This is a genomic window from Vallitalea okinawensis, assembly GCF_002964605.1.
Taxonomy (GTDB): Bacteria; Bacillota; Clostridia; order Lachnospirales; family PQDH01; genus Vallitalea_A; species Vallitalea_A okinawensis.
This window is the reverse complement of sequence record NZ_PQDH01000014.1, coordinates 1-26,002: the sequence shown is the minus strand read 5'-3', so window position 1 is coordinate 26,002 and position 26,002 is coordinate 1. Positions and strand designations below refer to the sequence as shown.

25 protein-coding genes are annotated in these 26,002 nt (G+C 32.8%); 19 read left to right on the top strand and 6 right to left on the bottom strand.

Features of this window, described 5'->3' with window-relative positions:
* Positions 1–41: 41 nt before the first annotated feature.
* The 3 genes from glnA to C1Y58_RS23335 all read left to right on the top strand — a co-directional run bounded on the left by glnA (position 42) and on the right by C1Y58_RS23335 (position 4,445).
* On the top strand, positions 42–1,358 hold the full coding sequence (gene glnA, locus C1Y58_RS23345; RefSeq protein WP_242985461.1) for a type I glutamate--ammonia ligase: 1,317 nt from the start codon (positions 42–44) through the stop codon (positions 1,356–1,358).
* A gap of 9 nt (positions 1,359–1,367) precedes the next feature.
* On the top strand, positions 1,368–1,949 hold the full coding sequence (locus tag C1Y58_RS23340) for an ANTAR domain-containing response regulator (RefSeq protein WP_105619358.1): 582 nt from the start codon (positions 1,368–1,370) through the stop codon (positions 1,947–1,949).
* A gap of 378 nt (positions 1,950–2,327) precedes the next feature.
* On the top strand, positions 2,328–4,445 hold the full coding sequence (locus C1Y58_RS23335; protein WP_105619356.1) for a glutamine synthetase III family protein: 2,118 nt from the start codon (positions 2,328–2,330) through the stop codon (positions 4,443–4,445).
* 69 nt (positions 4,446–4,514) lie between these two features.
* On the opposite strand, the gene C1Y58_RS26585 is transcribed toward C1Y58_RS23335, so the two are convergent.
* Entirely contained in the window at positions 4,515–4,658 is a 144-nt protein-coding gene (locus tag C1Y58_RS26585) for a hypothetical protein (RefSeq protein WP_157950259.1), read from the bottom strand.
* A 179-nt stretch (positions 4,659–4,837) separates the two neighbouring features.
* Here C1Y58_RS26585 and C1Y58_RS23330 point away from each other — a divergent pair, with 179 nt between their 5' ends.
* The 4 genes from C1Y58_RS23330 (at position 4,838) to C1Y58_RS23315 (ending at position 8,610) form a co-directional block, all read left to right on the top strand.
* Positions 4,838–5,800, top strand: coding sequence for a 1-phosphofructokinase family hexose kinase (locus C1Y58_RS23330; protein WP_105619354.1), 963 nt, complete (start codon positions 4,838–4,840; stop codon positions 5,798–5,800).
* A gap of 288 nt (positions 5,801–6,088) precedes the next feature.
* Positions 6,089–6,385, top strand: coding sequence for a DUF6514 family protein (locus tag C1Y58_RS23325; protein ID WP_105619351.1), 297 nt, complete (start codon positions 6,089–6,091; stop codon positions 6,383–6,385).
* A gap of 173 nt (positions 6,386–6,558) precedes the next feature.
* Complete coding sequence (locus tag C1Y58_RS23320) at positions 6,559–7,215, top strand: YigZ family protein (RefSeq protein WP_105619349.1); 657 nt, start codon at positions 6,559–6,561, stop codon at positions 7,213–7,215.
* A gap of 126 nt (positions 7,216–7,341) precedes the next feature.
* Positions 7,342–8,610 carry an ABC transporter substrate-binding protein gene (locus C1Y58_RS23315; RefSeq protein ID WP_157950258.1) on the top strand — a complete coding sequence of 423 codons (1,269 nt, stop codon included), beginning with the start codon at positions 7,342–7,344 and terminating at the stop codon, positions 8,608–8,610.
* A 58-nt stretch (positions 8,611–8,668) separates the two neighbouring features.
* Here C1Y58_RS23315 and C1Y58_RS23310 read toward each other — a convergent pair whose 3' ends face one another.
* Together C1Y58_RS23310 and C1Y58_RS23305 are read right to left on the bottom strand one after the other, a co-directional pair.
* The gene (locus C1Y58_RS23310; RefSeq protein WP_170311678.1) at positions 8,669–10,087 is read right to left on the bottom strand and encodes a response regulator transcription factor; all 1,419 of its coding nucleotides are present in this window, start codon (positions 10,085–10,087) and stop codon (positions 8,669–8,671) included.
* Positions 10,068–11,807 (bottom strand): sensor histidine kinase, encoded by a 1,740-nt coding sequence (locus tag C1Y58_RS23305; protein ID WP_105619343.1) that lies wholly within the window; start codon positions 11,805–11,807, stop codon positions 10,068–10,070. Before C1Y58_RS23305 ends, C1Y58_RS23310 begins: the two co-directional genes overlap by 20 nt.
* 204 nt (positions 11,808–12,011) lie before the next feature.
* Between C1Y58_RS23305 and C1Y58_RS23300 the strand changes: the two genes are divergently transcribed.
* From C1Y58_RS23300 to C1Y58_RS23290, 3 genes are all read left to right on the top strand, one after another.
* Positions 12,012–13,337, top strand: a complete 1,326-nt coding sequence (locus C1Y58_RS23300; RefSeq protein ID WP_105619341.1) for an ABC transporter substrate-binding protein — start codon at positions 12,012–12,014, stop codon at positions 13,335–13,337.
* Positions 13,338–13,488: 151 nt separating this feature from the next.
* Entirely contained in the window at positions 13,489–14,382 is an 894-nt protein-coding gene (locus C1Y58_RS23295) for a carbohydrate ABC transporter permease (RefSeq protein WP_105619339.1), read from the top strand.
* Complete coding sequence (locus C1Y58_RS23290; protein ID WP_105619337.1) at positions 14,382–15,203, top strand: carbohydrate ABC transporter permease; 822 nt, start codon at positions 14,382–14,384, stop codon at positions 15,201–15,203. Before C1Y58_RS23295 ends, C1Y58_RS23290 begins: the two co-directional genes overlap by 1 nt.
* A 49-nt stretch (positions 15,204–15,252) precedes the next feature.
* On the opposite strand, the gene C1Y58_RS23285 is transcribed toward C1Y58_RS23290, so the two are convergent.
* Entirely contained in the window at positions 15,253–16,437 is a 1,185-nt protein-coding gene (locus C1Y58_RS23285) for a hypothetical protein (RefSeq protein ID WP_105619335.1), read from the bottom strand.
* A gap of 150 nt (positions 16,438–16,587) precedes the next feature.
* Between C1Y58_RS23285 and C1Y58_RS23280 the strand changes: the two genes are divergently transcribed.
* The 3 genes from C1Y58_RS23280 to C1Y58_RS23270 all read left to right on the top strand — a co-directional run bounded on the left by C1Y58_RS23280 (position 16,588) and on the right by C1Y58_RS23270 (position 20,383).
* Positions 16,588–17,412, top strand: a complete 825-nt coding sequence (locus C1Y58_RS23280) for a hypothetical protein (RefSeq protein WP_105619333.1) — start codon at positions 16,588–16,590, stop codon at positions 17,410–17,412.
* Positions 17,413–17,553: 141 nt separating this feature from the next.
* Positions 17,554–18,279: a YebC/PmpR family DNA-binding transcriptional regulator gene (locus C1Y58_RS23275; RefSeq protein ID WP_105619331.1), complete on the top strand. Its 726-nt coding sequence runs from the start codon at positions 17,554–17,556 to the stop codon at positions 18,277–18,279.
* A 337-nt stretch (positions 18,280–18,616) separates the two neighbouring features.
* Complete coding sequence (locus tag C1Y58_RS23270) at positions 18,617–20,383, top strand: leucine-rich repeat domain-containing protein (protein ID WP_105619329.1); 1,767 nt, start codon at positions 18,617–18,619, stop codon at positions 20,381–20,383.
* A gap of 122 nt (positions 20,384–20,505) precedes the next feature.
* Here C1Y58_RS23270 and C1Y58_RS23265 read toward each other — a convergent pair whose 3' ends face one another.
* Entirely contained in the window at positions 20,506–21,030 is a 525-nt protein-coding gene (locus tag C1Y58_RS23265) for an alpha-helical endospore appendage domain-containing protein (protein ID WP_105619327.1), read from the bottom strand.
* Between the two features lie 242 nt (positions 21,031–21,272).
* Between C1Y58_RS23265 and C1Y58_RS27300 the strand changes: the two genes are divergently transcribed.
* The gene (locus C1Y58_RS27300) at positions 21,273–21,488 is read left to right on the top strand and encodes a YetF domain-containing protein (RefSeq protein WP_105619325.1); all 216 of its coding nucleotides are present in this window, start codon (positions 21,273–21,275) and stop codon (positions 21,486–21,488) included.
* A 71-nt stretch (positions 21,489–21,559) separates the two neighbouring features.
* On the opposite strand, the gene C1Y58_RS23255 is transcribed toward C1Y58_RS27300, so the two are convergent.
* On the bottom strand, positions 21,560–22,084 hold the full coding sequence (locus C1Y58_RS23255; RefSeq protein ID WP_157950257.1) for an ATP synthase subunit c family protein: 525 nt from the start codon (positions 22,082–22,084) through the stop codon (positions 21,560–21,562).
* Between the two features lie 188 nt (positions 22,085–22,272).
* On the opposite strand from C1Y58_RS23255, the gene C1Y58_RS23245 reads away from it, so the two are divergent.
* The 5 genes from C1Y58_RS23245 to C1Y58_RS26580 form a co-directional block, all read left to right on the top strand.
* On the top strand, positions 22,273–22,695 hold the full coding sequence (locus tag C1Y58_RS23245; RefSeq protein WP_105619323.1) for an acyl-CoA thioesterase: 423 nt from the start codon (positions 22,273–22,275) through the stop codon (positions 22,693–22,695).
* Between the two features lie 139 nt (positions 22,696–22,834).
* On the top strand, positions 22,835–24,520 hold the full coding sequence (locus C1Y58_RS23240) for a sensor histidine kinase (protein WP_105619321.1): 1,686 nt from the start codon (positions 22,835–22,837) through the stop codon (positions 24,518–24,520).
* 21 nt (positions 24,521–24,541) lie between these two features.
* Positions 24,542–25,150 carry a response regulator gene (locus C1Y58_RS23235; RefSeq protein ID WP_105619319.1) on the top strand — a complete coding sequence of 203 codons (609 nt, stop codon included), beginning with the start codon at positions 24,542–24,544 and terminating at the stop codon, positions 25,148–25,150.
* Between the two features lie 47 nt (positions 25,151–25,197).
* A complete protein-coding gene (locus tag C1Y58_RS23230) occupies positions 25,198–25,689 on the top strand; it encodes a hypothetical protein (protein WP_105619317.1) in 492 nt (163 codons plus the stop codon).
* 18 nt (positions 25,690–25,707) lie between these two features.
* Positions 25,708–26,002: hypothetical protein (locus tag C1Y58_RS26580; protein WP_207655811.1), on the top strand; the 295-nt coding region annotated here is incomplete at its 3' end.

Sequence of the window (26,002 nt, the reverse complement as noted above, 5' to 3'; positions counted from 1 at the left end):
CTTTTTCTATAATTAATTATAAAGCCAAAAGGAGGGAAATTGTGTATACGCATAAACTAACTGCTGAGGACGTTAAGCGCCTAGTTGAAGAGGAAGATGTTAAATTTATTCGCTTACAATTTGTAGACATTATTGGGACACCAAAGAATGTAGCTATCACAGTGGATCAACTTGATCAAGCATTAAATGGTCGGATTGTTTTTGATGGATCGTCAATAGAAGGATTTGTACGAATTGAAGAATCAGATATGTACCTAAAACCAGATCCATCCACTTTTTCTATTTTTCCATGGGTTCCGGCACAAGGACGTGAAGCAAGACTTATATGTGATATTTATAAATCAGATGGTACACCTTTCGAAGGAGACCCACGTTATCGACTGAAGAAAGCTATGCGCCGTGCAAAAGATATGGGGTATAAGTTCATTGTAGGTCCAGAATGTGAATTTTTCTTATTCCATAGGGATGATAATGGTGACCCAACTCTTATTACACATGATAAAGCCAGTTATTTTGATTTAGGACCTATAGATTTAGGTGAAAATGCAAGACGAGATATGGTCTTAGCATTAGAGGACATGGGCTTTGAAATTGAAGCATCACATCATGAAGTTGCGCCTGGGCAACACGAAATTGATTTTAAACACAGTAGTGCTTTAAAAGCAGCGGACAATATTGTAACATTCAAACTAGTGGTGAAAGTGGTAGCACAACGGCATGGTTTACATGCTACCTTTATGCCAAAACCTATTTATGGTATCGATGGTTCAGGTATGCATTGTAACTTGACCCTGTATAAAGATGGTATGAACGCATTTTATGATGAAACAGATGAACGCAAGCTTTCAAAAGAAGCCTATTGGTTTATCGGCGGACTTATTAAACACGCTAAAGGTTTAGCAGCATTAACGAATCCAACGGTTAACTCCTACAAGCGTTTAGTACCAGGTTATGAAGCCCCTGTTCATATTGCCTGGTCAGTAGCTAATCGTAGTCCATTAATTCGTATTCCATCCTTACAATCTTCAAGAAGAATAGAGCTTCGAAATCCTGACCCATCTTGTAATCCTTATTTAGCTATTGCAGCTATGCTAAATGCAGGATTAGACGGTATAGCCAATAAAATTGATCCTCCAGGTCCCATAAATTGTGATATCAATAATAGTGATATGATCTGTGAGCGCTTACCGGAAAATCTTAAAGAGGCATTAGAAGAATTTCAAAAAGATGAAGTACTGGTTAATACTTTAGGGAGTCAGTTATGTGAGCACTATCTAAAAGCTAAATATATTGAATGGGATGAGTATATCCAAATGGTTCACCCGTGGGAAGTTAATAAATATCTATCAAGATATTAAGGGGATTATGTGGGGATTAATATAATTATCGGTTCAGCAAATGAGACCGTTATAAAAAAGCTAAAAGCATTTTTTAAAGAGAATGGTTATAACGTTGTTGGATCAGCTATGGATGGATATGAATTGTTGAGGCAGGTGCATATGTATCATCCAGATGTTTGTGTATGTGATTTTTCTATGAAAGGTTTGAACGGTCATGAAGTATCTCAAGTGCTCATATCTGATCGAAAAACAGCAGTTATAGCCATAGGATCCCCGTCGGAGAACCAACACTATAGTGATATAAAATCCGATCCATACTTTAGCTTAGTAAGTAAACCCTTAAACCGGTATGTTCTCCTCACAAGTATTCAGATACTGTATAAATCAGTGAGGGTAATTAAGAAGATGGAAAAAGAAATAAAAGCTCTAAAGAAAGAGATGAAGGATAGGGATAAGATTGTTAATGCAAAATTTATATTGATGCAGCATAAAGGAATGTCTGAGGAAGAAGCTCATAAGCATCTTTTGAATCAAAGTATGAAAGAAGGAATCTCAAAATCCGATGCTGCTCAATTGATCATTAATTTTTACGGTGAAGATGACTTTTAGATATAGTCAACAACAATATATTTAATTTTTTGATTATTTTGTGTAAATTATTAGTTGCAAAAAGAATAAAATATATGGTATAATCATTTCAAGTTTAAAGGGCAATGGGGTCCTATGTGTATCATATATAAGATTTGGAACGATGGCGTTCTCAAGTAGTTAACTTGAGTGCGCCTTTTTTAGTTATTTTTTTAGTAGTATGAGGAGCTTTTAATGACTGCAACATTGATAATTGCTCATACTGATAAAAATAATTAACTTCCTTGTTTCAAATAGTTATAAAATTTAACCCGAATGATTCATGATAAACGTTAAAGATATGTGCTGACTTTGGATTAGAATAATTTGGGTTTAAACTAAAAAATCGGAGGGAAAGTTATGAGAGGAGATTGTACTAACGTGAAATTAACGAAGATATTTGGAGCTAACGTATTTAATGATGCAGTAATGAAGGAAAGATTACCAAAGGAAACATACAAAGCGTTGAAGAAAACTATTGACGATAGTGAGCCTTTGAACAAACACGTAGCAGAAGTAGTAGCAAGTGCTATGAAAGATTGGGCTATAGAGAAAGGTGCGACCCATTATACACATTGGTTCCAACCAATGACAGGCAAAACAGCAGAAAAACATGACTCCTTTATTTCATTAACTGAAGATGGTAAAGCTATCATGGAGTTTTCAGGTAAAGAGTTAGTGAAAGGGGAGCCTGATGCATCTTCATTCCCATCAGGAGGATTAAGAGCAACATTTGAAGCAAGAGGTTATACTGCTTGGGATTGTACCTCACCAGCATTCTTAAAAGAAGATGAAGCTGGGGTTACATTATGTATTCCAACAGCCTTCTGCTCATATAATGGTGAAGCACTTGATAAAAAGACACCTTTATTACGTTCCATGGCAACTATATCTGATCAAGCTATGAGAATCTTAAAATTATTCGGTAGTGATGCAAGTCGTGTTGTTACGACTGTAGGAGCAGAGCAAGAGTATTTCTTAGTAGATAAGCGTTTCTATCAAGAGAGAAAAGACTTAATTTTTACAGGCAGAACACTATTTGGAGCCATGCCACCTAAAGGTCAAGAGATGGAAGACCATTATTTTGGAAGTATTAAAGAAAGAATTGCCGCTTTTATGAAGGAATTAGATTGCGAACTTTGGAAATTAGGCGTTTCTTCTAAAACAAAACATAACGAAGTAGCACCTGCTCAGCATGAACTTGCACCAATCTTCGCAACAGCTAATATTGCAACAGATCATAACCAATTGACAATGGAGACTTTAACAAAAATTGCGAACCGTCATGGGTTAGTTTGTCTCTTACATGAGAAGCCTTTTGCTGGGGTAAATGGTTCTGGTAAACACAATAACTGGTCTATATCAACAGATACAGGACAAAACCTATTAAATCCTGGCAAGACACCACATGAAAATGCTCAGTTCTTAGTATTTTTAGCAGCTGTCATAGCAGCAGTAGATGAATATGCACCATTATTAAGACTATCAGCAGCTAATGCAGGTAATGATCACCGTTTAGGAGCTAATGAAGCACCACCAGCTATTATCTCTATTTTCTTAGGAGATCAATTAACAGATATTTTGGATCAGATCGAAGCTGGTGAGCTGACAGCTTCTAAGAAAGCATCAAGATTTGGTGTTGGAGTTTCTACATTACCTAACTTCAGAATGGATGTTACAGATCGAAATAGAACATCACCATTTGCTTTTACTGGTAATAAGTTTGAGTTTAGAATGCCTCCATCATCTGGATCCGTTGCAGGTCCTAATATTATGTTGAATACCATTGTAGCAGAAGCTCTAAGAAAAATAGCTGATGAATTAGAAGCTGCAGAAGACTTTGATGCAGCAGTTAATGATGTTGTAACACGCCTAATTAAAGAACATAGAAAAGTTATCTTTAACGGTAATGGTTATTCTGATGAATGGGTAGAAGAAGCTGAAAGAAGAGGTTTACCAAACATTCATACAACAGTAGATGCAATTGATTATTTAGTTAAACCTGAGTATATTGAGTTATTCGAAAATCATGGTGTATTCTCAAAAGTAGAGTGTGAGTCAAGAGTTGAAATTTTATTTGAAGAATATGCTAAGACGATTAATATAGAAGCCCTTACTATGTTACAAATGGCGAAAAGAGAAGTCTTACCAGCAAGTATTAATTATGCTACTAAGATGGCTACATCTATTAATACAATTAAATCTGCAGTTGGTGCAGCTAATGTATCTGTTCAAGCTAGTATTTTATCAAATGTATCCGATTTAATTGCTGAAGTTCAAGAGGCAGTTACTAAGCTAGAAGAGTGTGTGTCAAAAGCTCAAAACAGTGAAGAGGCTAAAGAACAAGCAAATCTTTTCAAGGATGAGGTTATACCAGCTATGGAAGCATTAAGGACTCCAGTTGACCAACTAGAAGGGGTAGTGGCGGAAGAAGATTGGCCAATGCCAGTGTATACAGATTTATTATTTAGAATTTAATATCAAATAAGTATAGAAAAGAGATGCACATGATTATCAAGAAGATGATGATCATGTGCTTTCTCTATGTCATTCATTATTTTCATAAAGGTGTCTATAATTGGAAGGGATTATCTCACCTTCTGGTTGAGTCGACTGTTCTTCAGTGGCTGTGGCACAGCTTGTTACAAAGAGTAGCATTGAAAATAAAGAACACAGCAAAAAACGCTTCATGTTAAGACCTCCTTTATAATGACTCTCTTAGTATGTGTATAAGGCACTGGATTATTTGTTGTGTACCGTTTATGTATTATAAGTAAATTTTAATGTTGAAGTTTGTTCAATAGTAACCTTGTACAATTACAAAAATTTGATATAATAAAAGATATATCTTTTAGGAAGGTGATGTAGAGTTGATATCTAATATAGTATTAAATCCGTCTATCGATAAGACATGTATCGTTGAAGATCTTGAAATTGATCAGTCGAACTTGATTATCGATCAACGTATGAGTATAGGCGGTGAAGGTGTTGATGTTTCACGAATTATTAAAATATTACAAGCTGAGCCGTTGGTTTTATCATTTTTAGGTGGATTAAATGGTAGATATATAAAAAGTAGTTTGGATAAAGCAAAAATTAAATCCAATTTCATTTGGGTGAATGGTGATACCAAATTGAATACGCTACTTATAGACTCTATAACAGGAACAAAAACACTTTTAAAAGATGAAGGTGTTAGTATTCAGGAAAAGGATTATATTCGTTTCAGGCAAGAGATGAAGAATTACGTTAAAGACAGTTCTGTTGTATTGATTGATGGGCGATTGCCTAAAGGACTGACCTATGAATTTTTTGATGAAGTAATCGATCATGCTAAACGATATAATACCAAAATAATAATGTCAACTGATGGAGAGGAACTTAGGAAGGCTTTTGCTTTTCAACCTTATGCCATCAAAATTAAAAAGCAAAATTTACGTGACCTGAATTTACATACAAACGATATGAAAGAGATACTGATGGGTTTGTATGATATAATGATTAAGCATAGTATACATTACATTGCTGTTGATATGGGGATGGAGGGGGCCTATTTAATATCTAAGAATAAGATTTGTCAGGGGCTGCCCCATATTAAAATAGAACCTGTTAACTTGAAGAGCAATTACAGTGCTTTTCTAGCAGCTTTAGCAGTTGGAATTGAACGTAAATATGAGTTAGAAAAGATCATTAAATTGATGGTAGCTTCAAGCTATGCAACGATGATTAATACAGAAAAAGATGAACTTTGTAATAAAAGAGATATTGACCATCTTTTGAAAAAAATCAAGGTAATTGAGTTGATGAATAATCGTAATGGATGGTTACGTTAGCTGGAACTCCCCTAAAATGGGGAGTTTTAGACACTTTATATTAAAAATATTAAATATTTTTTACAAAAAATTGAAGAATATTTCGACGGCAATCTGCATGAATAGTGTTCATTCACCGTAAGAAAAGGGTATTTGTATAGGCCTTGACGTAAAATAAATAGTAATTGATAATAATTTGAAATAATAAAACGAACAAATTTTCTGGCAATTTTAAAAATTATGTTATATAATAAAGTCGTTGAGATATTTGTTGTAAAAGGAAGTTTTTTACATGAGGAGGGGTTGGAATTGTTAACGAAGTCTCTAGAAGGCACTCGTTATGTGGCCGCAAGTGAGGTAGGAAGTTTTCAATTGGATTACTATGTTGTCGAGGAAGAAATGAACTGTAATAAGTTGTTTGGTGTCGAAGTAGTAAAACGGGATAAGGTTTCTGGACATGACTGGTTTGAAGAGCGAGAGTGTATTCATCCCCTTACAGAAAGTAAGGAATTTGTTCGGGAAATGGTTGAGAAGTTAATCTATTTTTCGGTTTCACCTGTAACGCTTACACAAGTTGTCGATGAATTATACTCACTCTTAGAATAAATTGACTGAAGTTAATAAAAAGCTTTAACTGTAACTCTAGGGTTACAGTTTTTTAGTGCAGGAAAGTGACACAAGTCACTTTTCTTGTGCTATTGGATACCCTTAATATATTGGTATTTATAAATGATTATGGTATAATGGCTAAAATACCTTAAGGACAAAAGGTGGTCAACATGCTAAAAAATTATAAGTCTGTTTTACAGCTTGCTGAAGCAGAAATTACAGAGAAAAAATCACGATTCATAGCAACAGTGAAACCTGTTCGTACAGAAGAAGAAGCAAAAGCATTCATTGAAGAGCTTCGTAAAAAGTATTGGGATGCATCCCATAATGTATTTGCCTATCAAATAGGCGAGCGTAATGAAATCCAACGATTTTCTGACGATGGAGAGCCAAGTGGAACAGCCGGTATGCCAGTCCTCAATGTTTTAAAGGGTGAAGAGATTAAGAATACGGTAGTTGTTGTAACACGTTATTTCGGTGGTACACTATTAGGCACAGGTGGTTTAGTTCGAGCTTATGGACATTCTGCAAAAGAAGGCATTATAGCTGCTAGAATAATTGAAAAAGTATTGTATCAGAAGTTAAGTATAATTGTATCCTATACTCAAGTCGGTAAAATTCAGTATGAAACCCATCAGGCAGGACATATCATACATGATACTTTGTATACAGATCAAGTCGAATTTGTTGTATTAGTTAAGGTAGATGAGGTAGAAAAATACATTAAGATAATCAAGGAAGCTACTAGTGGACAAGGTATTGTGAAAGAAGGTAAAGAGATTTATGGATCTTTTGTGGACCAAGATTTATTATTGACTGATTGCTAATAGACAACTTGATTTTTAAACTCTTGTATGACTGAATGAGTATACTTATCTTTGGTTGTTTAGAGGAACTTTGATATAATAGTTATAGATAGAATAAATGTAGGACAAGAATAGTGAGGGATGCTAGTGAGGTGGTTAGGACTTATCTTTTTAAGCATAATAAGTTTTATTTTTCTTGTATCTTGTCAATATGATCAAACTGAAGAAGTAATAGAATCAGTACCGGAAGAATTACAGTTATCTCTTATGATAAATGTATACGGAAAAGAGGCGGAGATTATTGAAAAAGTAGCCTCTGATTATAGTGTGATAAATCCCAATATACAAATCGACGTCATGGCACCTGGAGGGGCTTATGAAAATATTATGAAAATTAAACTATCATCAGGTGATGTTCCTGATCTCTTCTCTACCCATGGGTGGAGTGTAACAAGATATGCTGATTATCTAGTTAATCTGAATGAAAAAGATTGGATTACTAATATTAGGAACGAGTTTAGACCATTCATAGAGGATAAGGAAGGGCAAATCTATGTATTACCCTTTAATATGGATATGACAGGTATTGTGTACAACAAAGGGATTTTTGAGGCATATAACTTAAAAGAACCTCAGACATATGATGAGCTTTTAGAAACCTGTGAAATACTTACTAGAGAGAGTAATGGTACTATTCTCCCATTCATAAGTGCTAAAGATGTTTGGTGCGAAGCACAGTTTTTTGATTTCTTTGCGATACCTCTTCTTATAGATACACCCCATCATGATTATTCTGATGAATTCATGAAGGGCAATTTTGATTGGAGTAAGTGGAATTGGCTAGCTGAGGAATGGCAGCAGATTTATAATATGGGCTATGTAAACAAGAATATGCTAAGTTGCAATTATAATGATAATATAAAAAGTTTTGCAAATGGTGAAGCAGCAATGGCTTTCTACGGTCCATATTTTATGCAGGATGTTGAATCACTTAACTCAGAAATAGAGTTAGCAATGATGCCTATACCTACGATTTATGAAGGGGGACATCTTACTTTAGCCACTGGTGAGAGAAGCACCTTAGGTGTCTACAAAGAGAGTATTTATAAAGAAGAAGCATTAGAGCTGTTAGATTACTTCGCGGAGCCAGAGAACATAGCTCAGATTTGCGAGGCATCACGATTACCTTCAGCCTTTAAAGGGATAAACAGTTATGAAGATTTTTATATGAAAGAAAACATTAAATTGTATCCCTATTTTGATAGAGCCTATTTACCTGACGGTATGTGGTACATCATGTGTAGCAATTCAGCTGGTCTTGTATCAGGTGATTTATCAGTAGAGGATGTATCTAAAATAATGGAGCAAGAGTATAAACGATTAAGATCCACAAAAAAAGGGGCTGAATCAAAATAGAAAATTATTTCTACTTTTATGATAGTAACGCTATAGTAATGAATAGAGAAGACTTCCTTTAATGTGAAAGGAAGTCTTCTCTATAAGCAGTAGGTGTTTTCTTATAATACTTTTTGAATGTCTTTGAGAAATGCCTTGTGCTACAATAGCCAACTCTTGAGGTAATATCACTGATGGTTAGAGGTGAGGCTAAGAGCTCTTTGGCTTTAAGCATTCGGACCTCGGTAAGATAGCTTAAAAAGGTTTTATTTGTTTGGCGTTTGAAAAGTGTGCTTATGTAATTTGGTGTTAAGTCTAGTTGATCAGCTATTTCACTTATTCCAATATCCTTCATATAATTAGAGTGAATATACTGCTTCATTTGTTCAACAGGATCTTTTTGAGTACTAGCGCTTTTAACGAGAATAGATTCACCACAAGCTTTTAAGGCAGTTAATAAGTCGGTACCCTGAGTTAAATTCAGAGGAAGTCTTGTAGATAAATAAGTCATAATAGGTTTGGTTAAGGCTCTTGACGTAGTTGTAATTGAATTAAAAGGTTCAGAGTTAATAATCTTCATATATTCTAAATATTTTTGAGATAAGTAGTATTTACTTAAATGTTCAGATAAAACTAGTAGTTTAAGGCTTTTGTCATCTAATGCTCTATAATAACTTTGAAGATGGCATAAGCTATATGCTCGACCTATGCCAAGTCCGATGCGAAGAAGTGATAAATTATCTATTTGATGATAAGCTTTTTTAAGGTCTTTTACTTGGGGGCATTCTGAAGATGCAACTAAGGATATTGGAAATTTAAAAGTTTTTAGCGTAGCCAATAGATGATTATAAAATGAATCAAAACAGTTATCTTCATGATTATCTTTAGCTTTAAAATCCCAATAGCAGATACAATCGATATATTGTTCTTTATTTTCTTTTAATGCTATATAAAATTGATGATTTATGTATTTCTCAATGAGTTGTCTTAAGTGATCCACAAGTAAAAGGAAGTTAGCTTCATCACTGGATTCAGGAATAATCTTTAAAGTTTGAATCTTACCACTACACTTCCATTTATTAAAATGCCAAATATCTTTTTCAAATTCAGAATTACTATATAAGTCCATTTGCTTTTTAGCTACAGAAGCTACATTTAAAGCTTCTGTTAATTCTTCAAGTGTAATAGGTTTAAGGAGATAACTTTTTACACCTAATTCTAAGGCTTCTTTTGCATATTCAAATCTAGAATAACCGGTTAATATAATGAACTGTGTATGAGGGCAGTGTTCTTTCATGTGGCGAATAGCTTCTAAGCCATTCATTCCAGGCATACGAATATCAATGAATGCTATATCAGGATAAAAGTTTTGAACTTTCTCTAAGGTTTCAGTACCGTTGGTCGTTTGAATAATATCAGGCTTTAAGAGTGCTTCTTCTAATAAAGCTATTAAGCTTTCACGAACAAGGTATTCATCATCAGCTATTAAAATCTTCATACAAAGCATCCCCTTTTGGTATTATCATTTCAATAGTGGTTCCTTTTAAGTGTTCCGAGTAAATTTGTATTTGAGCATTCTTATAATAAAAGAGTAGTCTTTCTCTAACATTCTTGAGACCAATCCCATCAAAATGTGCCCAATCTCTAAAGTCCATACCTTCTCCATTATCGTGGATAACCAGATAAATACCTTCTTCTGTCACCTTACCTTCAATGTCAATAAAACCGTTAAGATGTAGAGGTTCAATACCATGAATAATGGCATTTTCAACAAGAGGTTGAAGTAGTAACTTAGGTATCAGTAAGTTGTTTAAATTCGGATCCGTAGTAATCTGGTAATCTAAACGGGTATCAAATCTTAATTTTTGAAGGTAGAGGTAATGCTTAAGAAGTTTCATTTCTTCTTTAATAGTTGTTTGCTCATCTTGGCTTAGGGTGTATCGCAACATTCGGGTAAGACTGATAATAGCTTCATCAAGTTCTTTATGTTTACCTAAACGATTTAGTCCTATGAAACCATTTAAAGTGTTATAGAGAAAATGAGGCTGAATCTGAGATTGTAAAGCCGCATATTTAGCTTGTTGTTGACTTATACGGGCTTTATATTCTCTATTGATTAAATCATTAAGTCGCTTAACCATGTGATTTAATGAATGCCCTAATAAGGCTAGTTCACCCTTACCCTTATCATAAAAAGTGACTTGAAGATTACCTTTTTCTACTTCTTTTATACCTTCACTAAGTCTATTAAAGGGGTCTGTTATGGTCTTAGATAAAAAGAAAAGAATAAAAATGGTGAGTAACACCTCTAATAGGATGAATGAAAAGCTGAATAGATAAATGGTGTTATTCTTTGCATCGAGTTCTTTTTGGGAAAGAAAAAGAATCATTTTCCATCCGCTTTCATCAATAACCTTTTCAATGGTTAAATACTCTTCAATAGCGTTAACTCCTTGCCGATTCATCTGAGTAACCAATGGATATGCCAAAGTACTATTATTACTATAAATTAAGTTCCCATCAGCATCGATGATACAACCTATGTATGAAACATCCAGAACGATGTCCTTAAAAAGGAGCTCAAATACATCTGTTGAAGCATCAGCCATAATAACACATAAAGGCTCTTTGGTGGTAGGGTCAATGATAAGTCGTGTGAAAGAAAAAACGTCTTTTTCAATAGCTTTATACAAATAATCTTGACTGTGATTACTAATAAATGCGATACCATCTTCAGCATCCATAGCTTTTTTATACCAATCTTTTTCTCTGTAGGGGTAGTCATAGGTTATTGTGCTTGATCCATATTTCTTTGAGCAACTTATCATTTGACCATTATTATGGACTAAGACAGTACTCAATACCTCGTCACGGGTATTTAATAAATAGCTTTGCAAAGTTGAGCTTAATGTGTCATAAAAAGGATAAAGATCATTTTCTTCAAACTCATAAAACGCTGCATATTCAATTTTATTTAACGCTAGCATAAACTCTTCATCATAATAAGGTATAACAGTTAATCGATTAAGTTCTGAGAAATAAGACTCTAAATTTTTCTCCATAGCTTTTAATGTACTTTCTTTTAAAGTAGTCGTTTGGTCATTCAAGAGGTCTTTATAATACATAGGTAGTGTGAACATAATGAAAGTAGCGAAGAGAAGTATGGTTATAATAAACACCAATATTAATCGAAATCTAAGGGAATGAGAAAAACGCATCGAAGGACCCCTTTCATAAAGTTATACCGTAAAAGTATTATAACATTTATAGAAAAATTATACCAAAACTTTATTGGTAACCATATATGTAGTGTAGAAATGAGTACATGAATTGTAGAAATGCATCCTTTCATATCTTACTCAAATTCTTATAATGAAACATATAAGGGTATTGGCTCTTAGAATAAAAAAGGAGTGATTGAAATGAAGGGGTTCATTAAAAAGATAGTTACGTGTTGTCTTATTAGTATTTTAGCAACAGGTATTATAGGATGTAGTAGTGATACAGCAGACACGACACAAAATCAAGGTGAGAAAGAAAGTCCACAAACTAAGGAGAAAGATAGCAGCAAAGATTCAAAAAAAGATAAAAAAGTTAGTATTGATGTGGCTGTGAATTTTGGTATTGATGATCAGATTACTATTGGATTAGAAGAGGTTGCTAAGGGATTTGAAGAAGAAACTGATATTGAAGCAAACATCATCTCACTACCTGACTATGAACCAGTTATGAAAGCGAAGATGGCAGCAAACGAATTACCTGATATGTGGTCAACTCATGGATGGTCCGTACTTCGCTATAGTGAATATTTAACACCATTAGAGGATCAAGAATGGGCTAAGGTATTACATCCAGCTATTGAGCCTGTTATAACTGATGAAGCAGGTCATATTTATGTTTTACCTATAGATGTCGACGTAGCAGGTATAGCATACAATAAAGATGTAGTAGAGCAAGCTGGTATTGATGTGGATAGTATCACAACATGGGATGATTTCCAAAAGGCATGTGCTTCCATTAAAGAAAACACTGATGCAGCACCAATTAGTCTTGGTGGAAAAGACAACTGGACAGTAGGTAATTTTCTTGACTGGGTTGGACCAGCAGTCATGTTAACAACAACTCAGGATTATGATCAGCAATTATTAGATGGAAATTTCAACAGCGAAGGCTGGAATGAGGTTAATGCCTTATTTGAAAATATGTATGATGCAGGTTACTTTAATGCAGATGCTTTAACTGGTACTTACTCAGATGTTGCAAGAATGTTAGGTACTGGAGAAACAGCATTTGGTCTTTATGGTAACTACATTATTAGTGAAGCATTATCTTATAACCCTGATGCAAACTTAGGATTTATGCCTGTTCCTGCTTATTATAGCGAAGATACACCGTTCTTAATATCTGGAGAAAGAACCACTTTAGGTATTTGGAAAGATACTGAAAACAAAGAAGCATGTCTTGAATTCCTTAGTTATATTGCTAGACCAGAAGTGATGAGCAAATTGGCTACAATCAGTGGTGTGCCAGCAGGATTAACGACGGCAGAGAGTGATACAGGAATTTTGAAAGAAGATTATGCAAAACATCAAGAGGTACCCTCTGTTCCTTATTTTGATCGAGTTTATTTACCTAGCGGTATGTGGGACACCATGTGTGCAACTGGATCTGCGTTAATTGCTGATGAAATGACAATAGAAGAAGCGACAGCTAAAATGAAAGAAGACTTCGATAAATTATATAACTGAAAGTTCAATAGAAAGGGTAGGCAGAAATACCTACCCTTTTATTTTGAAATAGGAATGTTCGAGTTTTGCTCGCAAGGTATCGTACTTTCCTATTTCAGTTTTAACGTGGCGTTAGCCACTTTAGTACATAGATCTGAAAAGGAGGGTACATATGAGTGAGAGTAGGAAGACCAATATAATCAATGAAAAAAATATGATCAATATTATGTATTTACCAGCACTTATATTATTTTGTATATTTGTTTTCTATCCTTTTGTTAGTGGTATTCGAATTTCCTTTACTAATTGGAACGGTTTCTCTCAAAACTTTGAATATATAGGTTGGTTAAATTATAAAAATCTTTTGCATGATGAGATTTTGCAGTTGGCACTCAAAAATACACTTATTTATGGTATTGGCAGCACGATTCTTCAACAAATGTTAGGATTATTTTATGCTGTTTTTCTGGACAAAAAATTTATTGGGAGTAAAACCACAAGAACCGTGGTTTATTTACCAGTCCTAATAGCAGCAGTTATTATGGGATACATGTGGTATTTTATATTTCAATATAACAGTGGTGCCTTGAATGATGTACTCCGTGTTTTGGGATTAGAATCTGTTGATTGGCTAGCTAAAGGGAATCAGGCGGTATGGATTATTACCTTAGTCAACACTATACAATACACAGGGGTTTCTATGGTTATCTATCTAGCTGGATTACAAAATATTCCTAAGATGTATTATGAAGCGGCCCAAATCGATGGCGCAGGTCCCATCAGCCAGTTCTTCAAAATTACACTACCTTTACTCTACCCAGCTATTGTTACATCTGTCACATTGAATCTAATCGGTGGTCTTAAGCTGTTTGATGTTATTAAAGCCTTAACAAATGGTGGTCCTGGTTATTCCAGCCATTCTATTTCAACTTTGGTTGACCATACTTATTTTAAGACCCAAGCGGCGGGTTATTCATCAGCTATGGGGGTCATACTATTCTTAATCATCATGGGTGTTGCTCTATTGACAATAAAAATATTTGATAAAAATGAGGTGGATATGTAATGAAAACATTCCTTAAAAATAATTGGTTGAAGACCATTATAGCAGGCGTTATCTGCCTTATACATATTGTACCTTTTTATATCAGCATCACGGTAGCACTAAAGGCTAAGACAGATCTATCTTCAAGATGGATATTACCTAAAGAGCTCTATCTAGAAAACTTCATCAAAGCAATAGAGCGTGCTGAAATTTTTTCGGCTATGAAAAATAGCTTAATTATCACAATAACTGCAGTATTGATAATAACTATCCTTGGAGCCATGGCAGCATATCCCCTTGCAAGGAATCGTAGTGGTTTAAATAAGACGATGTTAAATGTCATTTTAGCTGTTATGATGATACCACCTTTGAGTATCTTAGTTCCTTTATTGACCTTTGTAACTCGGATTGGTGGTGTAAGTACATTCTGGGGGATTATATTAGTTGTGGCAACCTATCAACTGCCCTTGAGTATTTTTTTATACACTAATTTTATTCGAACCATTCCTATGGACTTGGATAATGCTGCTTCCATAGATGGCTGTTCATCGTTTAGTATTTATTATAAGATTATATTACCTCTATTAAAACCAGTAACTGCTACAGTCATTATTTTGGTAGGGGTGAATATATGGAATGACTACCAGTTCTCTTTATATCTCTTACAAGATCCGGATATGAAAGTGGTTACATTAGCGGTTGCGAATTTTTTCGCACAGTCCTCCAGTAATTTTGGGGCTGCATCAGCTACAGCTTTGATGGCCATATGCCCTATTACAGTCATGTATTTATTCCTACAGCAGTATTTCGTTAAAGGTATGGTAGATAGCGCGATTAAATAATTGAAAATAGAGTATTTAAAAGGGGTAACTGTTTGTATTCAGTTACCCTTTAAAACATAAGATTAGAGATGTCTTTCATAACCAACGTTTTTAAATCTAATAAAAAAGCACTATATCTTTCATCAGTATAAGTAAAATAGAGTAGATGCACATTTCTTCCATTCCCAGTATCCAATATATCCATATACAGTGGACCAACAAGAGGTTGATGATCTACAGCTATAGGTTTTGAATCCGAAAGCCAAAAAATATCGTTAAGCTTATCTTTAGCATCATGTTGATAGATACTTATAGTACCATTATGATTTTCATTATATGTCGTATAGGCCAGAGCTAAATGATCGCTGCCGAATTCATTAGCGACTACTCCAGGTAGACCACCTAGGATATCAGTGTTAGCAGGAATTGTGGCAATTGAAAAAGGTACATCATCATGATGCTTTTGTGCAACTACATTGTATCCTTCAGATATATACTGCAACCCACAAAAACCTGTTAGATAATTAAGAGGGTTTACATACATAACATTCGTTAACAAAGGCTCCTTTTTAAACTCATTTTGCCCATAATCCATGTCTATGGTATAGAGGTTAATGCTACCTTTATAAAGAGAGGTATAATAAAGGCGATTATCTAAACGATCTAGGAAATTAATATCATGAGGGAAATTAAGGTATGTCTTTTCCATAGTCGTATCATTCATTATGGAGTAGAAAATATCACCTGTATATCCAAAAGAGTTGTTATAAATCCTTGGGTTATTATCATAAGTATAAAAGAGTCTAGAGCCATCAGTGGCTAAGGAAGTAATTGAACTAAAATTTTCTATAGGGTCCTGATAAAAGTTAGAATGATTCGGTTCTTCATCATTTATTTTAACATGTACTAATCCATCTTTATAAGTACTAATAATTTCATTGTCATTCATAGGACTACCAAATATTCTCTCAACTTTTTTATGAGCCTGTAGTGTATAGATAGGATAAAGCTCAGAGGTATGTATCTTAAGCTGATACATAGTTACTTCATTATCTTTTTGTCCTAAGATCAGCATGTTATTATTTCCTGTTATATAGATATCTTTTATAATTCCTAGCTTTTCAGAGTATATTTCTGACACCCGTAATTGTTCATATGCTTGGGGTGTTTCTAAATTTTTGTATTGAATAAAACCAAGTATAGAGGTAATGGTGAGAACAAGAATAAAAAGTATGAGCATCATGTGCTTCTTCATTTGACAACCTCCTAGCCTGTGCTATAATTATCTTATTATAACATGAAAAATATGTAATTCTATTCTTTAACCATAATTTAATCAATAAATTATTGCTGAAGAACACTTGAACTTATAATCTGAGATAATATTTAAGAAAGTTGGTTACTTATGATTTCTTTGACGGAAGTTTTTAATAAAAGCCTAAAGAAAAACATTTTAATATTGGCATTAATACCTTTCATTCAAAACACAACTCACTTACTATTATATCAGTGGATTTATGATATACCGTACATACCTACGAGTAATCTATTTACAATTAAACTTGGTTGGATTTCTGCTCCGCCAGAAGCGAGCTATCTATATGAGCAATTTCCGAGTATATTTTATAATAATCATAACGGTCATGTACAAACCATTTTTCAACTTGATATAGCTTTGACTATAGGTATTATTCTTTTAAGTATCTTAATAACAAGTTTCATTCGTAGTTTTTATTTATGTTATTTAAGAGCCGCCAACATAGACAATATTAACTTACCTAAGATCTTTGATGAAGCTTATAGCAGATGGTTCAAATTTTTCTTGTTAGAGTTAATCATTATGTCTGGATTCTACATAAGCGCGTTAACTGAAGCATTGGGTCTATACCTATTTGTTTATATACCTCTAGCTTTTGCTTTTTGCTATATTCATTATGGGTTAGTATTAGATAGACCAATGAGTTTAAAAGATCACTTAGGTAGTGCTTATACTGTTTTAAAGAATAATTTTATGTTAACTATAAAACTAGGCTTATTCATAGGTCTTCTATTTTCACTAACGACACCTATCATTTATATTTTGGGGCACATGGATACCATCGGTATTATTGGAGGAATTATCATTATCAGTATCTTAGGTGTCTATGCCAATATGACTGTTCTTAAAGTATATGATAAATTGCGAAAAGAATCTGACCAGGAATCGGTTCATATTGATATTCGAGTCTAATAGCAGAGTAGCATTATAGGAATTTCAGTAATAACCCAATAGTAATAGCTGATATTGTCAAAGGCTTAGAAACATGCTAAAATAAGTCTATAAAATATACCATTGAGCTAACTCAATGGTTCTTTTTAAGGAGGATTAAATATGGCTGGACATTCCAAGTTCGCGAATATTAAACATAGAAAAGAAAGACAAGATGCTAAAAAGGGAAAGATATTTACTAAATTAGGTAGAGAGATTGCCGTTGCTGTAAAAGCAGGCGGTCCAGATCCAGAGCTTAATACGAAGTTAAAGGATGTTGTTGCAAAGTGTAAAGCTAACAATATGCCTAATGATACAATTTCTCGTAGTATTAAAAAAGCAGCTGGTGAAGGTGATAACGTAAGCTATGAAAGCATTGTTTACGAAGGTTATGGTCCTAATGGTGTCGCTGTTATCGTAGAGTGCCTTACAGATAATAAAAACCGTACAGCAGCGAATGTACGTCACGCCTTTACAAAAGGCGGTGGCAACATGGGAACTTCCGGTTGCGTATCCTTTATGTTTGACAAAAAAGGTGAAATAATCATTGAAAAGTCTGACGGCATGGATGAAGATGAAATGATGATGCTAGCATTAGATGCAGGAGCTGAGGATTTCGAAGCTGAAGAAGAAGGGTATGTAGTGATAACGACACCAGAAGATTTTGGGGCAGTATCTGATGCTATCAATGCGGTAGATATTCAACCTATTTCAGCTGAGGTAAAAATGATTCCTCAAACAACGACTGAATTAACTTCTGATGAAGATCTTAAGAAGATGCAAAAAATGTTAGATTTATTAGAAGATGACGATGATGTCCAAGACGTATGGCATAACTGGGCAGAATAGGAACAAAGTGCTGAAAGTGACTTATATAAATGGTTATAGACTCGACAAAACAAACTCCTTCTATATTAATGTATATCATTAATGTAGGAGTTTTTTTTATGTCTTATAAAGATGTTATAAGAGCGTTTATATATGATTGCAAGATACGTAATTTAATTGAGCTCGTTACTCACCAACACATTAAAAATTATTTTTCATGCTTAAGCAATGGGGGGTAACAGATAGTTACATTAATTTCCATAAAGTTGAAATTATTAGCACAAAGGAGTATAATGTATTTTGATGTAAAAGTATAAGTTTTCTGTAAATGCATTATTTACAAAAGGAGATGGATTTAATGAATAGAAAGTTATTTCCTATAATGATAGGTTTTTTGTTTTTTTTATCTAGCACTATTAGTGTACTTGCGAATAACATAATTGATTATGAAATCTATGCTGACAAATTAAAAGAGATTAATATTTTCCAAGGTACAGGAGAGGGATTTGAATTAGAAAGGGAACCAAATCGTATTGAAGGATTAGTTATGTTTATCAGATTAATTGGTAAAGAAAAAGAAGCTAACAATGGAACTTACTCACATCCATTTACCGATGTCCCTGAGTGGGCAAATAATTATATAGGATGGGCTTATGAAAATGGCTATACAAAAGGTATATCAGATACACAGTTTGGTTCAGATGATTTAATGCTAGCAAAGTCTTATGTTACATTGATTTTAAGAGCATTGGGATATGAGGATACATTAGGTGATTTTTCTTGGAATACAGCAATAAGCTATGGAAATTCATACGGTTTATATGATGAATATGATGAACAATTATTATACTCAAAAGATTTTTTAAGAAGTGATATAGCATATTTATCATATCAAACTCTTAATACTAATATGAAAAATTCTAACCTAACACTCATTCAATATTTAGTAAATAATAATGTTATAAGTTATTCTATAGCAAAGGATATAGGCCTAGAAGTATACGATAATAAAATTGTTTTTACTGATGAAAATTTAGAGCAACATATTAGAACATTACTAAATAATCAAACGAAAACTATAGAATATAACGATGTTTTAAACATAACCTCTTTAGATTTAAGTGGTCTTAATATTAAAAATCTTGATGGGCTAGAATATTTTTCTAACCTTAACAAACTAGATGTAAGTAATAATCAAATTGATAAACTGGAGTCCTTACATAATCTAGACAAACTAGAGTATCTAAATATATATCAAAACTCAATAAAGAATCTTGATGAGATAAGGAACTTAGAGCTTTCTAAAATTGAGATTAATGGAGATAACGATTTTAATGACTTAAGTCTTATTGAAAATAATATAGAACTAATAGAAGAAGTTGAAGCAGGTGATCTAAAAATTGTAACTCAAAGCTTATCTGGAAGTGTCAAAATAATTAATAGAACTAATAATCCAATCAATATGAATGGTGCCATATTACGTTCGGTAGTTAATAACAAAGAATTTACAATAACTAATAATTTGGTTTTACCAGGTAATATAATTGAGATAATTATTTCTAAGGAAGATTTCTTTAACGAACAGCAAGATGCAGTTGAGTTACTAAGGTCAAGCGATTACATTATATCAAACTTTAACATTACACCTAACTTAATTGATTTGATACCTAGAAGCAGAGAGATAATAATAAATGACCCCGTACTAAGAAGTGTTATCAAAAATTCAAGTGGATTATTACCTGATGAACCTATTAGATTCATGGATATTGTAGATCTTCAACATTTTTCTAATAATAATGGTAAAATAAAAAATTTACAAGGTCTTGAGTACTTTTTGGGTCTTAATTCAATAGAGATAAACTATTCTGATATCGTTAGTTTAGAGCCTATAGAGAATTTAATTAACTTGGAAAAAGTATATATATACGGAAATCATAATTTAGAAGATATCACTCCGTTATCAAGTTTAACAAATTTAGCACATGCAAGTTTAGGTCATAATAATATTATTGATATTTCACCTTTATTAGAGCTAGAAAAGTTAAAGTACGTAGAATTACAAGGAAATCAATCATTAACTAATTTACATTTAATAATTGATAAGATAGAGAAAGTAGTTTATTAGATAGAATATGGTCATGTTTGGGTCTATAAAAGGGTAGATAAGAATAAATACTGTTGATAAGTATGTACTAAAGTACCCTGCTATAAAGATGAGTAGAATCATCCATATAGCAGGGCATTTTTTTATAGATGGGACAGAGCTAAAACAGCTTTAATTTTTTGCAATATATCATGCTCAATGCTAGTAATAGCAATAATAATTTCTTTCAAGTTAGCAGATATTTCTTTGATATCATTTACTGTAGAGACTGATTCATCTGTATCCTCCAGAGACTTAAGTAGCAACTCTATTTTCTTACTTTCATCCTCCGATATATTGGAAAAATCGGCTTCCATTTGTGCAGCAGAATAAAGTAATTGTATACTTTTAAGTATATCATCTAAATCACTTTCACAAGATACGTTATTAATAGCCATATCAGAGGAAGTAGATTCTGTAAAGTTTTTTATAAGCATTTCTAAGGTTTTACATTCTGCGTCTAAAAGCTTGGCCATAGCTAATTCCATTGATGCAGCAGATTCAAGTAATTGGTGTATAATAGGTTGCTGTTTTTTTGGCAGTGGATTAAAGGGTTGTTGATGGTATTCTTCAGTTGATGAACTTATAATATAATCATTTCTATGTATCTTCCTAAATACGTCGCACATATTCAAACCACCTCTCTTTTTATCTTACACTATCAATGTATTCCCTAATATGAAAATAGTGCTTATACAATATGTTAACATTATTAAACATATAGATAATTTTGGCGTTCACATAAAAAGGGAGCGTTGTTACATACTAATGCTATACACATTGGTAAATGAATCCAAGTATGGAGGGAGTAATGATTACTACTTTACAAGTCGTATTTAAAACATTTATAGGTTTTTAAATTATATTAGTCATGACACGAAATTTAAATCTCCCTATAACTCTACGTGAGTATTTGCCTTCTGAAATTATTGTAGATGGTAGAGTTGTAAGTAAAAATTTAAGGGAGTTTAATCTTAGTGAAGAATGGCTAGAATGTCAACTTAGGTTATATGGAATAGAATCAAAAGAAAAAGTAATATATGCAGAATTGCAAAGTGATGGATCTCTGTATGTTAATAAAAAATAAAGAGTAAAGAATGAGAATAAAGGAACCTAAATACAACAGGTTCCTAATATAATAATGAAGTTACATTGGTATCATTGAATAACTTTACTCTGAGCAATCCTTATTAACATTATGGCTACAATAAATGAAGCTAATACAGATATTAAAGCATATAAGTTCCCGATTATAAGTGCTTCAATTATCTTTTCAGTAGCTTCGGGTTGTCGTGCAATACCTTCAATTGCGGCTGCAGTAGCAATACCTATGCCTTTTGCAGCACCTATCCCACCTATAACCGAAATACCTGAACCTAAAGAAGCTAGTCCAATATTAATGCCACAATCTAAACCGGTATCACAATTAACATAACAGTTACTAGCCTTTGCTAAACGTATAAGACAAAGAGCTATTAAGAAAGCTGCAATTAATGGAATGAGAGTAATATTATTGCCTAGTACTAACCCATCCATGATTGTATCAAAAGCTTCGGGTTGTCTTGCAATACCTTCAACTGCAGCTGCAGTTGCTAATCCCATACCTTCTCCTACTCCAATGCCCACTACCATTGTTAAGCCAGCGCCTAGTGCAGATAAACCTTTTAAATAACCACAGTTCATATATGCTTCCTCCTTCATGGTATTTTTATGGTATGTTTGTAACATAACATCCTCATGTTTTAGTATATTCATAGATTTGTATTATTGTGATGAAAAAAGCTATATAAATCGTAATATTGTAGAGGTGTTGGATATTTAATGATATAATATTAAAAAGAAGTTAATATTGTAAGAAAAGAGGAAATCTTATGGCAGTTAATGAAACAAAAATAAAAGTGAGGTATGCTGAGACAGATCAGATGGGTGTTGTACATCATTCAAGATATTATCCATGGTTTGAAGTTGGAAGAACTGAATTACTTGCAGAAGGCGGATTACCTTATAGAGAGATCGAGGAACAGGGTATTATGTTCCCTTTAGTAGAAAGTTCTTGCAAGTATAAAGAAGGAGCTAGGTATGAAGATATCCTTATCATTAAGAGTTTTATTGATGAACTAAAAGCAGCTAAGTTCACGATGTCTTATGAAGTTATTCGTGAAGCCGATATGAAGATTTTAGCTACAGGGAAAACAGTACATGCCATTACAGATAAAAATCTTAAACTAGTCAACTTGAAAAAAGTAAATATTGAAGTATGGAATTTACTACATAGTTTGAGTGAATTACAATAAGTTATTAACTACCTCCAATTAGATATTTTGTGCTAATGGGAGGTTTTTTCATAATGATGTGAAGTATTCTTGACTTGATTTACAAATTATGGTAATATTACAATGAAATGTATTAGCGTAATTTCTACGGAGGAAGCAAATGAGCCATGTACTAAAGGATATAAAAGAATATACAAAAGCATCAGATAATTTAAAGATGATAATATTATATAGAAATTTTTCAACTCTAATAACATCAATATTTTATTTAATATCTAATAATAATCCAATTTTAGTCGAATTAATAGTCATATCAAGTGTAATTATATCTTCTAGAATAATCATGAAGCTATACAAGAGAAATATAAATGATCGAAATTTTGTGAAAGTTCTAACGATTATTGAAACTCTAGGAATTTCTTTAATTTTGATCCCTACGGGTGGGCTAGATAGTGCATATATTTGGTATGCGCTAAATACTATACTTGTTTCTATATTTTTTTTACCCAAGCGTTATAAGTGGATTAATTTATTCCTATACTTAATAATAACGTTAACGATTTCGTATAGGTTCATAAATTCAGATCAAATGTTTATATATTTTGTTATAAGCCATTCTAATTTAATTCTTAGCTTTATTCTTATGACGGTTGTTTTAACATTATTATTCAAACAGAATAAAATGTTAAATAATAAGGGAATAGAACTCATAGCATTAAACGCTGAATTGACTCAAATATATGAGAGATCTAACGAGTCTATTGACTACATTATGGGACTATATCAGGCAATAGAATCGCTATCTACTCAGCATAGTAAGGAAGAGACTATCAAATTACTTGTTAAGTATATAAAAAAAATTACTAAATCAACGACAGTAATATTTTATTATACGGAAGATGACGATTATAGGAATTATGGACTTGAGAATTTATCAGAAGAAAGGCGTTATGAATTAGAGCAGCGGCTAGAAAGGGATTTTTATCATATACAAGAGTCAGACGAACCTTCGAAAATAGAATTAAATTCACAAGAGTATATATTAATTAATATAAGTTCTTCATATAAGCATTATGGTATTTTAGGCATTGAAAACAATAAGTGTAGTTCTAGTCTCTTCTATCATCAAAACATTAAGCAGTTGAATTTTTTATCAGATCTAAGCTCAATTATACTTGAGAAACTTAATTTGGAAGAAATGAATGAACGAATGCTTATTAATGAAGAGCAAAATCGTATTGCTAATGAAATACATGATAGTGTATGTCAAAGGTTGTTTGCTATATCCTGTGCTACTCATGCATTACATTTGAATCATTCAAAAATGACATCTGAAGAATACGAAGATATTATTTGTGATATAAAAAATGCATCACAACTAGCAATGAAAGAACTAAGAACAGTTATATATAAGCTTAGTTGGAAGGAAAAAGGTGAAAATACTTTTGAATCAGAAGTAAAGGATTATATAAATGGGCTTTCAAAGTTACATAACGTTAACATTAACCTTACTCTGAATGGAAATCAAGAATTATTAAACTTTAATCTTAAGAAAGGGATTTACAGAATTATTTGCGAAAGTACAGGTAATGCAATTAGGCATGGAAAGGCAAAGAATATTGATATTTGTATTTCTATTAACCCACAATCTCTTGAATTAATGATATTGGATAATGGTGTAGGATTTGATGAAAAGTCGAAAAAAAGTAATAAAGGTTTGGGGTTAAAGAATATATATAATTTAGTATATGCTTTAAAAGGGCACATAAATATTGATAGTAATATAGGAAAAGGAACCAATATTAATATTGTTTTTGAAATAGAAAACATTTCATTAGTCATATAATTTTTCTATGGAGGAGATTTGGTGAAGATACTTGTAGTTGATGATCATCCTTTAGTTAGAAAAGGTCTTATTTCAGTGTTAGCAATGGACCGTTGTTGTAAAAATTTTTTTGAAGCATCCAATATAGAACAGACCTTACGTTTAATTAAAGAAGAAGAACCTGATTTAGCCATAATTGACTTAAGATTAGGGCATGAGGATGGATTGAGTTTAGTGAAACAAGCTAGAAAAATAAGAAAGCAAATGAAATATGTCATATTAACATCATCAATCCATAACGAAGACTTTACACGTGCTAAAAGAATGGAAGTAGATGGCTATATTCTAAAAGAAGCCATAACAGAAGACTTAATTTATGCGCTTCACGTTATCATGAGAGGAAAAAAATATTATGACCCTATGATTATGGAATATAACTTAACGCGAGGAAATAAATCATTTGATGTATTAACATCGAGAGAACAAGATGTTTTGAATGAAATAGCTGTAGGCTTAAGTAATAATGAAATTGCTAAAAAATTGTTTATTTCTGAATATACGGTTAAAAAACATGTTAGTAATATACTAGGTAAGCTAAACTTGAGTCACCGTACAGAAGCAGCTCTATATGCCAATAAAATTATACAATAAGGCAAAATAATGAGTATGAAAGATAATGTAGCGAAGGGTGAATGAAGGTGGGAAGAAATAAAAGAAAAATAAGCAAAATCTCAAATAAGTCTATAATGTGTTTGACATCAATAGTAGCACTTAATTTGATAGGAATAAGTTATGCTACATGGAATAATGATTTAGACATAAGAGCGTCAGTTTCAACTGGAACTATGGAGCCATTTTTTATTGAGGAGAATCTAAGTACTTTTAGAATTATGGATGATAATACCCAAGAATATCTTGATGTAGACATAAGAGATAATAAAGTAAAAATTAGCGGAAATATTAGATCAGCTTATGAGGACGAAATATACATTGAGATAGGTGATGATGGAACAATACCCTTTAAGTTTGAAGATTTAGATATGATTGATAATGATGAAATCGTTCAGTCCATTAGAATCTCAGACGATGATGTTCACTTGCATATTCAAGCTAAAAATATAGATGATGGTGTGACAACAGAAACTCAACATACTTTTGAATACAAATTAATATTTAATCAGTGGAAATAAAAGGATGGAGGTATAGGTGTGAGAAGAAAGATCATTATAATAGGTATAAGTAGTATATTTGCACTTGTATTGATGTCCGGCGGGTATGGCAGGTGGAAAAAAGAGTTAATCATTGAAGGAGATATAACTGTTTTACATCAGCAGCCCCAAATTATCGACCCTCTAGCATTATTAACTGAGGAGTTAGTTGATGATACAATCATACAAGTTGCTGGAGAGGGTATTTCAGAACCAGGAGACCCAGCAGTAGAAGAAGCAGCAACAGAAGACCCAGCAGTAGAAGAAGCAGTGACAGAAGACCCAGCAGTAGAAG

Coding starts and splice junctions, on each gene's coding strand:
- C1Y58_RS23335 (WP_105619356.1), top strand. CDS start 2,328: ATGAGAGGAGATTGTACTAACGTGAAATTAACGAAGATATTTGGAGCT.
- C1Y58_RS26585 (WP_157950259.1), bottom strand. CDS start 4,658: ATGAAGCGTTTTTTGCTGTGTTCTTTATTTTCAATGCTACTCTTTGTA.
- C1Y58_RS23320 (WP_105619349.1), top strand. CDS start 6,559: ATGCTAAAAAATTATAAGTCTGTTTTACAGCTTGCTGAAGCAGAAATT.
- C1Y58_RS23310 (WP_170311678.1), bottom strand. CDS start 10,087: ATGAAGATTTTAATAGCTGATGATGAATACCTTGTTCGTGAAAGCTTA.
- C1Y58_RS23305 (WP_105619343.1), bottom strand. CDS start 11,807: ATGCGTTTTTCTCATTCCCTTAGATTTCGATTAATATTGGTGTTTATT.
- C1Y58_RS23300 (WP_105619341.1), top strand. CDS start 12,012: ATGAAGGGGTTCATTAAAAAGATAGTTACGTGTTGTCTTATTAGTATT.
- C1Y58_RS23295 (WP_105619339.1), top strand. CDS start 13,489: ATGAGTGAGAGTAGGAAGACCAATATAATCAATGAAAAAAATATGATC.
- C1Y58_RS23290 (WP_105619337.1), top strand. CDS start 14,382: ATGAAAACATTCCTTAAAAATAATTGGTTGAAGACCATTATAGCAGGC.
- C1Y58_RS23285 (WP_105619335.1), bottom strand. CDS start 16,437: ATGAAGAAGCACATGATGCTCATACTTTTTATTCTTGTTCTCACCATT.
- C1Y58_RS23280 (WP_105619333.1), top strand. CDS start 16,588: ATGATTTCTTTGACGGAAGTTTTTAATAAAAGCCTAAAGAAAAACATT.
- C1Y58_RS23275 (WP_105619331.1), top strand. CDS start 17,554: ATGGCTGGACATTCCAAGTTCGCGAATATTAAACATAGAAAAGAAAGA.
- C1Y58_RS23270 (WP_105619329.1), top strand. CDS start 18,617: ATGAATAGAAAGTTATTTCCTATAATGATAGGTTTTTTGTTTTTTTTA.
- C1Y58_RS23265 (WP_105619327.1), bottom strand. CDS start 21,030: ATGTGCGACGTATTTAGGAAGATACATAGAAATGATTATATTATAAGT.
- C1Y58_RS27300 (WP_105619325.1), top strand. CDS start 21,273: ATGACACGAAATTTAAATCTCCCTATAACTCTACGTGAGTATTTGCCT.
- C1Y58_RS23255 (WP_157950257.1), bottom strand. CDS start 22,084: ATGAACTGTGGTTATTTAAAAGGTTTATCTGCACTAGGCGCTGGCTTA.
- C1Y58_RS23245 (WP_105619323.1), top strand. CDS start 22,273: ATGGCAGTTAATGAAACAAAAATAAAAGTGAGGTATGCTGAGACAGAT.
- C1Y58_RS23240 (WP_105619321.1), top strand. CDS start 22,835: ATGAGCCATGTACTAAAGGATATAAAAGAATATACAAAAGCATCAGAT.